General features: G+C 32.9%; 12 protein-coding genes. 4 read left to right on the top strand and 8 right to left on the bottom strand.

Annotation, left to right across the window (positions count from 1 at the left end; translation table 11 throughout):
• Positions 1–1,971 carry an adenylate/guanylate cyclase domain-containing protein gene (locus tag Q0829_RS02570; RefSeq protein WP_298539576.1) on the bottom strand — a complete coding sequence of 657 codons (1,971 nt, stop codon included), beginning with the start codon at positions 1,969–1,971 and terminating at the stop codon, positions 1–3.
• A gap of 131 nt (positions 1,972–2,102) precedes the next feature.
• Between Q0829_RS02570 and Q0829_RS02565 the strand changes: the two genes are divergently transcribed.
• A complete protein-coding gene (locus tag Q0829_RS02565) occupies positions 2,103–2,531 on the top strand; it encodes a DUF3307 domain-containing protein (RefSeq protein WP_298539574.1) in 429 nt (142 codons plus the stop codon).
• A gap of 9 nt (positions 2,532–2,540) precedes the next feature.
• Here Q0829_RS02565 and Q0829_RS02560 read toward each other — a convergent pair whose 3' ends face one another.
• From Q0829_RS02560 to Q0829_RS02535, 6 genes are all read right to left on the bottom strand, one after another.
• Positions 2,541–3,722 (bottom strand): alpha/beta hydrolase-fold protein, encoded by a 1,182-nt coding sequence (locus tag Q0829_RS02560; RefSeq protein ID WP_298539572.1) that lies wholly within the window; start codon positions 3,720–3,722, stop codon positions 2,541–2,543.
• 56 nt (positions 3,723–3,778) lie between these two features.
• A complete protein-coding gene (locus tag Q0829_RS02555; RefSeq protein WP_298539570.1) occupies positions 3,779–4,609 on the bottom strand; it encodes an alpha/beta hydrolase-fold protein in 831 nt (276 codons plus the stop codon).
• 101 nt (positions 4,610–4,710) lie between these two features.
• Entirely contained in the window at positions 4,711–5,859 is a 1,149-nt protein-coding gene (locus Q0829_RS02550) for a ChaN family lipoprotein (RefSeq protein WP_298539568.1), read from the bottom strand.
• Positions 5,860–6,041: 182 nt separating this feature from the next.
• Positions 6,042–7,085 (bottom strand): SusE domain-containing protein, encoded by a 1,044-nt coding sequence (locus Q0829_RS02545; protein WP_298539565.1) that lies wholly within the window; start codon positions 7,083–7,085, stop codon positions 6,042–6,044.
• An 18-nt stretch (positions 7,086–7,103) separates the two neighbouring features.
• Positions 7,104–8,720 (bottom strand): RagB/SusD family nutrient uptake outer membrane protein, encoded by a 1,617-nt coding sequence (locus tag Q0829_RS02540; protein ID WP_298539562.1) that lies wholly within the window; start codon positions 8,718–8,720, stop codon positions 7,104–7,106.
• A gap of 12 nt (positions 8,721–8,732) precedes the next feature.
• Positions 8,733–11,666 carry a TonB-dependent receptor gene (locus Q0829_RS02535; protein WP_298539560.1) on the bottom strand — a complete coding sequence of 978 codons (2,934 nt, stop codon included), beginning with the start codon at positions 11,664–11,666 and terminating at the stop codon, positions 8,733–8,735.
• A gap of 433 nt (positions 11,667–12,099) precedes the next feature.
• Between Q0829_RS02535 and Q0829_RS02530 the strand changes: the two genes are divergently transcribed.
• The 3 genes from Q0829_RS02530 to Q0829_RS02520 all read left to right on the top strand — a co-directional run bounded on the left by Q0829_RS02530 (position 12,100) and on the right by Q0829_RS02520 (position 14,208).
• Positions 12,100–13,143, top strand: a complete 1,044-nt coding sequence (locus Q0829_RS02530) for a sensor histidine kinase (RefSeq protein ID WP_298539558.1) — start codon at positions 12,100–12,102, stop codon at positions 13,141–13,143.
• A 6-nt stretch (positions 13,144–13,149) separates the two neighbouring features.
• Positions 13,150–13,875, top strand: coding sequence for a response regulator (locus Q0829_RS02525; RefSeq protein ID WP_298539556.1), 726 nt, complete (start codon positions 13,150–13,152; stop codon positions 13,873–13,875).
• 168 nt (positions 13,876–14,043) lie between these two features.
• Entirely contained in the window at positions 14,044–14,208 is a 165-nt protein-coding gene (locus Q0829_RS02520) for a hypothetical protein (RefSeq protein ID WP_298539554.1), read from the top strand.
• A 75-nt stretch (positions 14,209–14,283) separates the two neighbouring features.
• Here the strand turns inward: Q0829_RS02520 and Q0829_RS02515 are convergent, their stop codons facing one another.
• Positions 14,284–14,508, bottom strand: a complete 225-nt coding sequence (locus Q0829_RS02515) for a (4Fe-4S)-binding protein (RefSeq protein WP_298539551.1) — start codon at positions 14,506–14,508, stop codon at positions 14,284–14,286.
• Between the last annotated feature and the right edge of the window lie 25 nt (positions 14,509–14,533).

The raw sequence follows: 14,533 nt of genomic DNA, 5'->3' as shown, positions 1-14,533 counted from the left end.
TTATTTGGTAATCATATGTGTTATTTCATCCCAAGAGGATGTTTTCTTTTCTAAGTAATTTTCGCATCTTTCAAAAAAGATTTCTACAGCTCGATCTTTTGGATTTTCTCTATACAATTCTGAAAATATTACTGCTGCTTCTCGAATCTTTTTACTTTCTATAAATTTTATTCCTTTATTATATGTTTTAAGATAGCCCAATTTTTCTTTCTCTCCAGGCCCTAAAAATTCATACACTGATAATGTTTTGGTTTTTCCTTTTACCTTAACGGTGTCCAAAAATCTATAGTGAAATGATTTTTTATTTTTAATTTTTGACAAAGTATGTTCTGTCCCTATTACCTTGGCATCATAATATTTAGTAAGGCCTTCTACTCGTGAAGCTGTATTTACGGCATCAGAAATTACCGTCGTTTCTAACCTATGATCATGACCAATGGTTCCCAGAATTAGCTTACCTGTGTGAATCCCTGTTCCTATCTGTATTGGAAGAGCTATATTTTTCTGAAGTCGTTGATTATATTCTTCAATAAAGTCTTCAAACTCAAAAACGGTTTGTATCGCTGAATCAGGATTATCAGGGAACAATGCCATTACCGAATCTCCAATAAATTTATCTATAAAACCTCCATTTCGCTGTATGATAGGGACAATACCGCTTAGGTATTCATTAAGGAAGTCAAAGTTTTCCTGTGGACTTAATAATTCTGATATTTTAGTAAACTCTCTAATATCTGAAAATACTACCGTCATTTCTCGTTCTACCTGATCCCCTAATTGTACTTCTTCGATACTCTCTCTACCTAAGTTTTGAAGAAATTCTTCTGGTACAAAACGACTATTCGCTTCACTCAAACGAAGTAATCTTTTATTGGCTGTTGCTAATTCTTCTGTACGTTCATCCACTTTTTGCTTAAAAAACTTTAGTCGAGAAATAACTTCGTCTTTAAGGAAGGAAAAATTACGAGTAAGACTTCCTATTTCATCGTCTGTACGTATCAATGGATGTTCTGTTTCTAAGGTAAAGTTACTATCTACAAATCGTGTAATATGTTTTGTGAGCTCCGTGAGCGGTTGGGTAATCTTTCTAGAGATCAACGCGCTAATCCATATACTTACGATTAATAATAGAAAAGCAATCACACCAAAATAAATAGTAAGCTGCTTAAACTCCGCTTTTGCCCATTCCTCGGTAAACAATACGAGGTTGCTAAAATCTTCTTCACAAATGGTTATCTTCTGATCTAGTTTTTGTTTTAAACCAGAATTGTCCCGTATTCCAATACGTTGATCAAGTTTTACTAATTGAATAAACTTATTACGATATCCATCCAAATAATATAAAATTGTCTTTTTTCGGGCATTAGATATTCTTCTATTATTTACAGTTTGTTTCCGTAGTTTAGTAACTAGATCATTAAGTTTAGTTACATAAACAGATTCGTTACGCATTATATAATCCTTCTCATATCTTCTTAGAAAAAGAATATCCTCTGTAGCGATCTCATCAATTTGTTCCAACCAATGAGCATCTTTTCTCATAGAACCTTCTAGATTGAAATTTTTATAGCCTCTTGCCTGAATTTGTTCGATAAGCTCTAGAAAAACCGCATCAATTTCTGCGATATCAGATTTTATAAATTCTATACCTCCTACTAATGCTGATTCTTCTTCAAAATGAACTTGCATCAGATAGGATCTTGTACTATCTAATAAGGTAAGGTACTGATCTAAATATTGATTATCTCCGGTCTTAAAGAATTGAGGATCTCTGCTCGCATGACTAAAAAAATCTTGCTGCGCTTTTGCACTTTTTAAAAGCATCACATAAGATTTCTCAATAGCTTCAGTTCTTTTTAGTACGGTTTCTCGTTTCTGAAGATAGGTAATAGAAAGCATGATAATCACAAAGCTAAAGCTGATGAAAACCAGAAACCAAAATAACAATCGATGACGGAAAGTACGAAACATCTGATAGTATTAAACTTTGATATATAACTAATGCACATTAGTGCATATCCATCTCATAATAGAGTAAGTAGCTCACAATTTGGTTCAAAACTATTGTTACTACAATATACTTAAGTTTACGCTCTTTTTGTATGTTTTTGCCTACAATTATTAAAACTTTATGTAAACAATTAGGTTATAATCACCTGAATCGATATCTTTTAGGTATGATCTTTAGCTGGATTCTCATAGCGCATTGGATAGGAGATTTTGCATTTCAAACCTCTAAAATGGCTCTGGGAAAAAGTGAAGAAATAAAATGGTTATTCGTTCATGTTATAGTTTATACCATTACATTAGCTACATTTAGTCTTTTCTTATTTTCTATTAAAACAACCATTGCATACGTTTTAATAAACAGCTTTTTACATGGTTTTACCGATTTCTTTACTAGCAAACTTACCTCGCGTTATCGAGAAAACCCTCGGATTTTTTTTCCACTTTTAGGACTAGATCAGTTAATTCATACAATAACCTTGTATGCAACCTATCTTCATATAGAAAAAATATTACTTTGGTAATTGACTAAATCATTTATTCGCCTTAAGATCTTTTATCAACTTTATAATTCGTTCATTGCTATTGGGATTCATTCTAAGGGATTTTTCAAAACTTTTAATAGCTTCTTTCTTCTTGCCTTCGTTATTATAAGCATATCCCAGCATTTCGTATGCTGTATGAGATAATGGGTAGTTACTGATATTCAAATCAAAAAACTTATATGCTTCTTTTCTATCATTATTATTAAACTTTGTCCAGGCAATCATATTTACTATATTCTCTGGAGGTAGGAAACTAACACCTAAATTATCAGACAATGTATCATAATGACTAACAACTTCATCCATAGTTATCGTAGATGAAATTGGCAATACATAATCTTCGAAAACAAATCGAAGTCCGTGATATAAACTTATTAAAGATATACTCTCATTGCTTTGTTCTTCAAAAATCTGAAACTTGAGATTACTATAAGGCACTCCATTGTTTTTAAGTAATGAATACAGGTGTTCTTGATTGTTTCTGATATCTAACATCCTGTTTTTTGTACTCTTCACTTCGCCATGACCAGAAAAATAAAAACGCTTCTTTTTTATAGCTTTGGTTAGCGTAGTATCTATCGCATCAATTGTAGATAACTCCTCCTTCCAAAAACCTGAGTTTATAGCCACATATGAATGGAAGATACTATTGTTAAGATACGCTTCTGTAACCAAAAGTCCATCTTGTGTATTACCTACTAACAGACTATAATTCTTGGTTCTAAAATTTTTATTTACTTCCGTAAGTAATTCTTTTTCCAGAAACTTAAGAAACCTTTTATCGTTCATCCTGATGTTACAACGTATCATAAGATCGGTTTCACTTAATGTTCCATCCTCTGTAAAATATTTTTTTCCATTGTCATACGCAGGAATACCCACAATTATCATTTCTGGTATCTGTCCTTCTTTGCTCATAACCTCAACTGTAGTACTCGCGTAATGTAAATGATAATCACTTTCTAAAAGAAAAATCACCGGATAACTTGAAGCAGGGCTATTTTTATAAGAAGGCGGAAGACTTATAGTATAATGCATTTCTTTATGTACCCATTCTGAAACTATTAAATGTTCTGAGGTATCTAGATAGATTCCTTTACCTTCTTGTCCAAAAGTATGAATTGTATTTATTAAGCATGCAAAGCCGAATAGTATCTGATGTAGATGCATTTGTAATGTATATGTTTTAGATAGAGAGAAATAGTATTGCCTGTCAATCTCTGTTATTATTCAATTATATTACTCAAGTCTAAAGTATCGTACACATACAGCAATCCATAATAAAGACTTCTATAAGCGGATGTACCGTGATTTTCATCTGTGAAATATTCTAATTTTATGTTAGCATTTGGAACTCCGTGTTTTTTTAGTTTAATACTAAATAACTCGTGGGCATTACGCATGGCACTCACAGCTTGTGGATTATTGTTGTAATCATCTGCGCTGGAAATGTAAATAGGTTTGTGTTTGATATTCTTTACTAGATCTTTATTAATATTTCTCACCAGTAATTGAGAATCCCACCAAAAACTTGGATCCGTAGCTATGAAAGCATTAAACGTACTATTAGACAAATACGCATAACCAGCAAAAAGTCCTCCCAATGAATGTCCGGTAAGTATTCTACATGTGTTCGTTCTGAATTTTTTATCAACTTCGGTTAAAAGTTCTTTCTCTATAAAATTTAAAAAATTCTTCCCTCCACCACTATTACTATTATAAGCCATATTTGTTGGTGTAAGATCTCTGGTTCTATCTGTATTAGGTATTGCCACAATGATTGTTTCGGGTATTCTATTTTCTTTACTTAAATATTCGATAAGCCCGGATGTATACACAAATCTATAGTCGCCATCTGAAAGTACCAGCACCGGATAGGTTTTCTTAGTTTTATAATATGATGCAGGAAGGCTAATAATATAGCTCCTCGTTTCTTCTAGAATTTCTGATTGAATAGTATATTCTGTTCCTATTTTAAGTTTTTTCGATTCTTGTGCAACTACGTTGAAAAATATCATATACATCAATATTTGCATCCCTATTATAATTTGTTTCATCTGTTTATATTTATTGTTTTCATTGGTCAGATGGAATCGCCACTCTATCATTTCGGTTGGGTGTCAACCTAATAGTTATGGCTTATTTCATAAGATTATTATTATTTATTAATCAATGTTTTGTAACGAGATTTTACATTTCCATAGTTCCTTATTTGTTTCCAATATTCATCATAACTATTCACCTCTTCGTGCCAATAAGGGTCGGGAAGCTGCATTTTAGTTGCATTCCAATCTTTTCCTTTGAAAAAATCACTATCTATTGTGCAGCTTTTCATCTTATTAAATGGTACTAAAAAAATATAACCATCAAACAGCTGACCTAGCCTAAAATCAGGATAACAAGTTGCATAAATACTATCATCCTTTAACTCCCCAAAAGGAGTACTTTGCAAATCAAATCCCATTGGTTTATTACCGGATAAAGCTGCTATTTTTTCAATATGATCAAAGGCTGGTGAAACAAGAAAAGGGGTTTTATTTGGTTTGTTATAAAAAGGGCCATGTAAGAAAATAGAAAAAACCTTGGAAGGATATTTTTCGTAAAGTATATTACCCAGACTTCCATTATCGAAGGCGCAAAAACCATCATTATTCTTAGATACAGAAGCTTTTTGATATCTGGTAAAAGCGTGAGGAGTTCCGACTAATAATAAGATTTTATCATCTTTTTTGGCTATCTCTTGATCTACCACTTTAGCTCTAAATATGTTTGGCGGTCCCATGTGAAATACTTTAGACATATTCTCTGGTGTTGGAATACCCGAAAACACACTCCAGTTATATTGATAACTGACATTAAGTATTCTAAATTTTCTAGAATTCGATGGCAGCCTTTTATTGAATTCCCAAACCGTCTTATAGATATCCATATATTCTTTATATGCCCAGCCTACATTATAGAAATACATGACATCTCTTATGATTTGTTCATTGTATGTTTTAGCCTGTAATAATGAATTCACAACAGGTTGTTTTTCATAAGCCCCAAATTCCATTCCCAAGGTATACACTCCTGCCTGATATAATTCAGGAATTAATTTATCTACAAAATCAAGATTATCTTTAATGGCATGATCCTCTCCTAGAATTACGAAATCATAATCATTAAACTTTTTGATCACATAAGTAATTGGATTAACACCTTTCTCTTTTAAATATGATAATTCTTCGGCAAAACCGAATTCCTGACTACTACTTTTTACAATAAATAGAAAGGCAATAATTATAAAAATCTCTTTTTTAAGCATTTATAGTTTTGTAAGAATTTGACATATGATAGTTACCATTTTAAAAAAGGGGCCATGTGGTTATAGCCCCTTTTTAGTTGAAATGAAATAAAAACTAATTCAACACAAACAAACAGGTCTTATCAAAAACAATTAAAAGATGAAAACCTTACTTATATACTTACTATCTTATTTATAGCAGATTAATTTTGTTTCAAACTGTATGCTAATGTTTTAGGATTAAAAGTTATTAGATAGTTACCTGCATCAACTGGAATATTATTGCTTAATGTTCCTAGTTCTAATACTCCATCATTATCTACATCCCCATAATTAATATCCCAAAGATTATTGAATCGTATCTTCATGCTTCCATCAACAAGTGTAACTTCGGCTTTCCAATTATCAAATAAAGGATCATACATCAGTGGCATATCTGGTCCATCCAATCCATTTATAGTTGCAGTACCAACCAATCCCCACGAATATGGTTCTACTGAATAGTTCAATGAATTTTCATTAAATACTATTTTATAGGTTCCGGCAGTTATAATAATATCGTTTCCTCCAGATTCTAAGGTAGTGTCTGGTTCATTATCTCCATAATTTATTGCCCAATCGTTATCGGCTCTAATTTTAATTGCTCCATCAGTAAGGTTCACATATGCAACAAAAGTATCTTCTGGATCATTTTCATCAGTAGATTGATAAAATGGCATATCAGGTCCATCCCAGCCATTTATAGTGGCACTGCCTACTAATCCCCATCTGGATGATAAATCTAATGCTGATGCATAAGGTGTAACGGTTAGGTTACTGGCTTCAGAAAACCAACTCGTATCAACTGATAATACGGTTTCGATTTTTACAGAAAGTTCTGTTGCTGTTCCTGGATTAGCTCCTAAATTGATTAATATTTGATTCAGTTCTGAAGTAGTAAAAGTTGTAGAAAAGTTATTCCCAACAGCTTTAATCTGAGGCGAACCAAAATCTCCATCCACTAAATCAAATAACAATTGATAGCCAATGGATCCAGAATTATATCCAAAATCAGGTTCTTGAAATGTGATTGCTAATACTTCTTCATCCACATTATTTCTATCCAATACAATACTGTTTGTAGATAAAATGGCATTACCGGTGGACGCAGTGGAAGAAATTGTTATTAGATCATCATTGTCTTCGCAGGATATTGCGAATAGGGATGCTATCAGTATAATAACGATTCTATTATATATAATTTTCATGATTTTAATATTATTTAATTAATAACCAGGAGTTGGAATTAAGTTAGGATTTGCATTAAGTTCTGCACTTGGCATTGGATACAAATCTCTAAACTTCTCAGTAGTTCTCCCCGCAGCAATATTTCCTTTCCAAGGCCATATTCCTTTATCCGAGAATTGTCCGAAACGAATTAAGTCAGTTCTTCGATGGCATTCCCAATATAATTCTCGGGATCTTTCATCTAGTAAAAAATCTAAATCCAAATCCGCTATTGTAATATTGCCACTAGTATCGCCATATGCTCTTTCTCTAAGGTCATTGATATATCCAAGTGCCGTATTAGCATCTCCTCCACCTCCTCTTAGAAAAATTTCGGCATACATCAAATATGCATCCGCAAGTCTAAACATCGGGAAATTGACATCTACATTATTGCCCGAGGCATCAGAACCAATAACACCATTAACATCCAGGTTTCGATATTTAGTAACTGCATATCCCTGAGTAAAATCAAATGGATTATCTATTTCGAGTGTTTGTCCACTGGTATGAAATTCAGCTCTGGTATCTGTATTTCCAGAAATATCATCAAACTTGGCCACAAAAGCACTTGTGCTTCTAATACCAGCCCATCCTGTATTTACGCCAAAATCTGCAGCATCCATATCACCACCGATAGCAGCGTGAACTAAGTATGTCGTTCCACCAAATGATCCATTGGCAATTCCATCAAACAATACAGGATATATGATTTCATCTTCTGCTCCATTACGATCATTATCTGCTAAGAATAGATATTTATAATTAGGTACTAAATTGTATCCTGCGCTGATAATTCTATTTGTATACTCTAGCGCATCAGCATATCTATTGGTGCCAGCATATACTTCTGCATTTAGATATAACTTGGCTAATAACATCCAAACAAATCCTTTATCTGCTCTTCCATACTCATTCTGGCGAGGGTTTGGTAAACGCGTTTCGATATCCAATAGTTCGGATTCTATGTAGTTGAACATTTCCTCTCTAGACGTTTGTTCTGGAAAAAAAGCCCCCACAGGGTCATTTTCATCTACTAGAGGAATATTTCCATACATATCTATTCCGTGCCAATAACTAAATGCTCTCATAAAACGTGCTTCGTCTCTAAATCCAGCTATTTGTTCCCTTAGAGCTGCATCCACATTCTCTCTTTGATCAAGAGCTCCTGGTTCTGTTTCTCTTAAGAACTGATTCACCAGGCCTATCTGGAAGTAAACTCTCGCATACATTGCTGTTACGAAAATATCAGAAGATGTCCACACGTGATTGTGAATGTCATGAATTGTTTGATCATTCCAGGCAATAATAGACTCATCTGTAGCAAGTTCTTGAGTAGTAAATAATAAACGTAGATAGTTAGAGAAATTACCATTAATACCTGCTATATCATCAAAATTTCCACTGGTATCCTGACCAGTTAAGGAGATTCCTCCATAGATCTTTGCTAAAAATTGTATATACGCATCTGGGTTTTCAAAAGTGATTTCTGAAGTTTGTGCGCTTAATGGTTCGAGTTCGAGTTCATCTGCACAAGAAGGTAAAACCAGTAGCATCAATAATATCAACACCGTTGATATATGAATGAGTTTGTTTAATATTTTAATTGCTTTCATTTTCATTTTTTTTTAAAAGTTCATATTTGCTCCAAACACAATAGTTCTTGGTCTAGGAAAGAAGTTGTTATCTATTCCTCCAGAAATTTCAGGATCTATACCATCATATCCAGTAATAGTAAAAACATTTTGAACAGTTAACTGCAATCGTAAACCGATTTTATCATCCTGAATAAGATCTTTAAAATTGTATCCTAATGTGATATTATCCATCTTTAAGAATGATGCATCTTCTAGATAATAATCCGAGAGTAATTGATTGTTTCTGAAACCTGTATCCAATATAGATACGTGGACATTTCTATTGCTATTTAATGAATGTAACCCAAATTCGTTTCCAGTGGATGAAGCCACATTGTTATACACATAATTGCCTATACTTGCTCTCATTGTAAAATTTAAGTCCCAATTCTTATAACTAGTGCTGGAAGACAGACCAAATAAATAATCTGCAGCCGGGCTTTCGTTTATGTATAAATCACCAGAATCTATAACACCATCTCCATTTATATCTTCATAAACACCTTCTAGAGGCCTTCCATTGGTATCATATACTTGTTTGTATAAAAGAAAGGATCGTTGTGGAGCACCTACTCTATGTATTTGAACTGTATTTCCAATACCACCGGCAATAAAACCAGTAGGTACACCTATAAATGAAGGATCGTCTACAATATTTAGTTTTATAATTTCATTGGTGAGATAAGATGCATTAAAACTTACATTCCAGTTTAAATTCTTTTTCCTTATAATATCAGAACTTATAGTAAACTCAAAACCACTATTCTCCAAGTCTCCTATATTTGTTGTTAATTGATTGGTAAGGTTTGTTCCAGATGGAATAGGAATTAAGTTTAACACATCATTCGTTTCTCTTGTAAAGTATTCAATACTCCCAGAAATCCTATTATTAAGAAAACCATAATCTAATCCAATATTATAGGTTTCAGACTCTTCCCATTTTATATTTTCATCAAATCCTTGTGGACGTACTGTATTATAAAATGTACTACCCAACTGGTATTGTTGATTATCTGCACCATTTACGTATACAGGTAAATAACCAAAATCAACACCGATTTCCTGCTGACCTGTCTGCCCATATCCTAACCGAAGTTTTAGATTGGATATCGTTTTTGAATCTCTTAAAAAATTCTCTTCAGCAATGTTCCAAGCCAATGCTGCGGCATAAAAGTTTCCCCAACGATTTTCTTCACTAAACCTAGAGGAACCATCTGATCTGTAACTTAGTGTTAATAGATATCTGCTATCATAAGAATATCGTAATCTAGTAACATATGATTCTAATGCGTTCTGTGTAGCAAAACTATTTTCTGTTGGCGCCCCTACATTAGGAGTACTGCTACTATAATTTTTTCTATAAAACTTCTGAAAAGTATGTCCTGCTGTTAACTCTATATTACTTCGTATACTTTCAATTTCTTTTTTATAGTTTAAAAAGAAATCAACTAATGTACTTCTTCTTATACTGCCGTAATCGCCAACAGTTCCCTGCGAAAGAAATCCTAATGCCGATGTTGCCGGTACATTAGTTTCGCCACTGACTTCATTATAATCAAACCCAAAATTTATATTAGCATTTAATCCGTTTAAAAATGGAGCATTATAATCTAATTTAATGTTCCCTAACGCTCTTTCGGTTTCTGCTGTATTACTGGATTGTTGTAACAAACCAACAGGGTTTCTAGGTGCTAAAGCCAGAGGGTCTCCATTGGGTTGTAGCCACTCCCAATACCCGCCATAGGCATCTGATCCGCTAAATACAGATTGTGTAGGATCAAATTGGGTTGCGGCGCCCAATGCTCCTCCATTTGCAAAATCATCCTGCGTAAGTGCTCCACGAATGTTTAGGTTTATGGACAAGCTCCTGTCAAACAACTTTTGAATAAGGTTTATAGAACCTGAACTTCTTTCGAACTTGGATGTTTTTACTAAACCTTCTTGTGTAGTATATCCTGCAGAAACTCTATAGGAGGTACTTCCGAAACCTTGTGTAAGTGTAATATTTGCATCCGTTCCCAGGGCTTCTTGTAATATCTCATCTTGCCAATCGGTATCACTATTTCCCAATAGCGGTAAAATCAATGCTGCATTTTGACTATTAATAGCTACTTCTCTATATTGCTCAGCATTTAGTACATCTGTTTTTCGTTGCACCATACCGATAGACCCTGTAGTATTTACTTGTATTTTAAACGGTGAACTTAATTTTCCACTTTTAGTAGTTATCAATATCACTCCCGCAGAAGCTCTTGATCCATAAATCGCTGTAGAAGATGCATCTTTTAGTACTACAAAGCTTTCTATATCATTCGGATTAATAGAATTTAATGCGGCCACTCCGTTTCCTCCTGTAGTTCCCTGATCAATAGGTACGCCATCAATTACTATTAACGGACTATTATTGGCAGATAATGAAGAATTACCACCTCTTATACTAATCGTTCCTGCTTGCCCTGGTTGTCCTCCTGGAGGAATTACATTAACTCCTGCAGTTTTACCTGTTAATAGTTGTTCTGGAGAGGTGATTGCACCTTGATTAAAATCTTCTGCTTCAACTTTTTCTATAGCTCCAGTAAGATCTTTTACAGTAGCACTACCATATCCAATAAGAACCACTTCATCCAATGTTGCTGCATCTTCCTCTAGCGCAACGTTAATAATAGTAGTGTCGGCAACTACTTCTAAATTCTTAAACCCCAAATAAGAGAATACTAACACATCTCCAGTAGTTGCATCAATTCTATACTTCCCATCAAAATCTGACACAGCTCCGTTGCTTGTTCCTTTAATAAGAACATTAACCCCAGGAATAGGATTACCGGTAGATTTTTCTGTAATGACACCACTAACCTCGTTTTGAGCAAAAACCCCAAAAGAAATAAAAGTGACTAAGAGTAATACTAGTTTTTGTTTTGTTTTCATACATTAATTTTGTTCTAATAGTTTAAATTAAATAGCTAGTTAAGCGGTAGGTTATTTTCATATGATTTGGGAAGCTATTTTCATCTTATAATTCTTGAATCATTAGATATGTGGTTATTGTGATACGTTGTCTGTCTGGAAACAGTTTTTCTTTAAGTAAAATCATAGGTTTTTTGTGCTAATTGTTTGAATATGAACACATATTATCAAAAATGAATAGCTTCTGAAAATTGATTGAACAAACAACAGCATAGAGCAACCAAAAGCAGGTTCTTTATGTTATTTCCTCTTCTAGTCGAACTTTAAGAATATAGAGGTGTTTATGGGGAACAAATGGTTATTCGTGTCCTGATAGTTGTAGTCTGTTATTAGAATAAGTGAAATAAGAATCATTTTAAAATTTTATTCTTATTTTTCCATCTTAACATTCATAATGACAGATTTTTTAAGCAACAATAAGCTTCCCTACAGAATTAGTAGACATATTCTTTATTGGCTAGGGTTCAATCTCTTTTTAGGATTTATTTGGGGAAGTTCTGATGATAACTACTCTATTGCTATTATTGTCCAATGTTTATTATTACCCGCAAGAATGTTACTTGTGTATGTAACATTGTATATATTAATTCCCAAGTTTTATTTCAAAAGAGATGCATTTATATTCGGTATAAGTTATTTTATTTGGCTGGTGATGGTAACTATTTTTGTGCAAAGACCCATTTGGGATGTAAGCAGGGCACATTTTTTTCCTCAATGGAAAGTTTATGATATGTTCTCTTTATCAGAAATCATGGGGAATTTGTTTGAAGTTAATCGTGCAGCTATTATCCCTATGATCTTTGTATTTATAAAATTTTATAATAATGAACAAAAAAGAACTTTGACATTAGAAAGAGAACAATTTAAGTCCGAATTAACCCAACTTAGAAATCAAATACATCCACATTTTTTGTTCAACACACTAAACAATCTATATTCTTTAATTATTAAAAAATCCGATGACGCTGAAGATGCACTTATAAGATTATCCGATTTAATGCGATATATGTTATATGAGGCAAACGTGCCTAGAGTACAGCTATCAAAAGAAATAGACTATCTTAGAAATTATATTGATCTAGAGAAATTACGACTTAATAATACGAATACTATTCATTTTACTACTAGTATGAATAAGGATAGCGAAATAGCACCTTTCATTCTTATGCCTTTTGTAGAGAATGCTTTTAAACATGGGATCAGTAATGATAAAATATCCACAATAGAAATAAGTGTTATCACGGATAAAGATATATTAACCATGACGGTTTACAATACCAAAAAAATAAACTCTACTAAAAATAAAGATGAAGAAACAGGAGTTGGTCTGGTTAATGTTCAAAAACGTTTAGAATTACTATATAAAGATAAATATGAGTTAACGAAAAATGAAACCGTCTCATATTATGAAATAGTGCTAACATTAAATCTTATTTGATACAATATGAATAACCAAAAAATAAGATGTCTTGTCGTAGACGACGAACCACTGGCAAGAGATGTAATAGAAAATTTTATTTCACGTATTGATAATCTTGAGTTAATCGCCAAGTGCAGCAGTGCACATGAAGCTTTTAACGTTCTTCATAAAGAGGATATAGATCTTATTTTTCTGGATATACAAATGCCCGAGATTACAGGAATAGAATTTCTTAAAGATTTATCTCCTGCACCCACAGTTATTTTTACTACCGCTTACAAAGACCATGCTATAGACGCATATAATCTGGACGCGATTGATTATCTTCTAAAACCTATAGAGTTTTCCAGGTTTTTAAAGTCTGTCAACAAAGTATATCGACAATCAAAACCTATACAAGGAACACATACTGAAGTACAAAACAACATTTCAGAAAATAAACCCTATATATATCTTAAAGTATTAAAGAAGATGCAGAAAATATATCTTAAAGATATTCTCTACATCGAAAGCTTAAAAAGTTACATAAAAGTTAAGACGACTACGAAAGAAATCATCGCTCATAGACCTATATCCGCAATAGAAAGTATACTTCCAATTGATAAATTTCTTAGGGTTCATAGATCATTTCTAATCTCAGTGGATCATATCGATGCTTTTTCTCCAATAGAAATAGAATTAAAAGGAAATAAGGTTCCTGTAGGTAGAAAATATAAAGAAGCCGTTAAAGAAGCATTGGGGTATTTTTAAGTAATAAATTTTTATTTCGATAATAGATCACTACGTGAAACATAATCCGTTTAGTAATTTTAATAAAACTTTATAATATTTAGGGAAATTTCAAACAATTAAACACATAGTTTTATGGTTATAGATGTAACATATTTACAATAATTTTTAACTCTTAAAACCTTAATTATGTTAAAAGAAATTTTAAACCTAAACAGTGCTAAAGTATTAAACAAGAATCAACAAAAGGAGATTATAGGAAATGGTATTCTTACACCATGTCCTTTTGCACCTCCTTGTGATCCGGGTATGATCGAATATCTATGTGAGTGTTATCGCCCTTGGGAACTTTAAAAAAACAAAAAATGCCTGAAAATTATTTTCAGGCATTTTTTTATATACTCGATCCTAAGCTATTAAAAATATATCTCAGGTATTCATATAATAACTCAATGCGCCAGATGGACAAGCCTCTATTTGGCTTTTTAATGCTGCAGTTGAAGCATTTTCTGGTTGAATCCAAGGTTTTCCATTAGGGTCATACACTTTAGGAAGTGTCTTTACGCAGACTCCTGCATGAATACACTTTCCTGGTTTCCATACAATCGTGAGTTCGCCATTTGTATATTCTTTTCTAATCTCGTTTGTAGCCATGTCTAAAGTTTTAATAGTTAATTCT

Origin of the sequence: uncultured Aquimarina sp. (assembly GCF_947492405.1) — a bacterium.
GTDB lineage: Bacteria > Bacteroidota > Bacteroidia > Flavobacteriales > Flavobacteriaceae > Aquimarina.
Note: the sequence above shows the minus strand (reverse complement) of the source record. Positions and strands in the feature narration are given on the sequence as shown.

Coding starts and splice junctions, on each gene's coding strand:
- Q0829_RS02570 (WP_298539576.1), bottom strand. CDS start 1,971: ATGTTTCGTACTTTCCGTCATCGATTGTTATTTTGGTTTCTGGTTTTC.
- Q0829_RS02565 (WP_298539574.1), top strand. CDS start 2,103: ATGTTTTTGCCTACAATTATTAAAACTTTATGTAAACAATTAGGTTAT.
- Q0829_RS02560 (WP_298539572.1), bottom strand. CDS start 3,722: ATGCATCTACATCAGATACTATTCGGCTTTGCATGCTTAATAAATACA.
- Q0829_RS02555 (WP_298539570.1), bottom strand. CDS start 4,609: ATGAAACAAATTATAATAGGGATGCAAATATTGATGTATATGATATTT.
- Q0829_RS02550 (WP_298539568.1), bottom strand. CDS start 5,859: ATGCTTAAAAAAGAGATTTTTATAATTATTGCCTTTCTATTTATTGTA.
- Q0829_RS02545 (WP_298539565.1), bottom strand. CDS start 7,085: ATGAAAATTATATATAATAGAATCGTTATTATACTGATAGCATCCCTA.
- Q0829_RS02540 (WP_298539562.1), bottom strand. CDS start 8,720: ATGAAAGCAATTAAAATATTAAACAAACTCATTCATATATCAACGGTG.
- Q0829_RS02535 (WP_298539560.1), bottom strand. CDS start 11,666: ATGAAAACAAAACAAAAACTAGTATTACTCTTAGTCACTTTTATTTCT.
- Q0829_RS02530 (WP_298539558.1), top strand. CDS start 12,100: ATGACAGATTTTTTAAGCAACAATAAGCTTCCCTACAGAATTAGTAGA.
- Q0829_RS02525 (WP_298539556.1), top strand. CDS start 13,150: ATGAATAACCAAAAAATAAGATGTCTTGTCGTAGACGACGAACCACTG.
- Q0829_RS02520 (WP_298539554.1), top strand. CDS start 14,044: ATGTTAAAAGAAATTTTAAACCTAAACAGTGCTAAAGTATTAAACAAG.
- Q0829_RS02515 (WP_298539551.1), bottom strand. CDS start 14,508: ATGGCTACAAACGAGATTAGAAAAGAATATACAAATGGCGAACTCACG.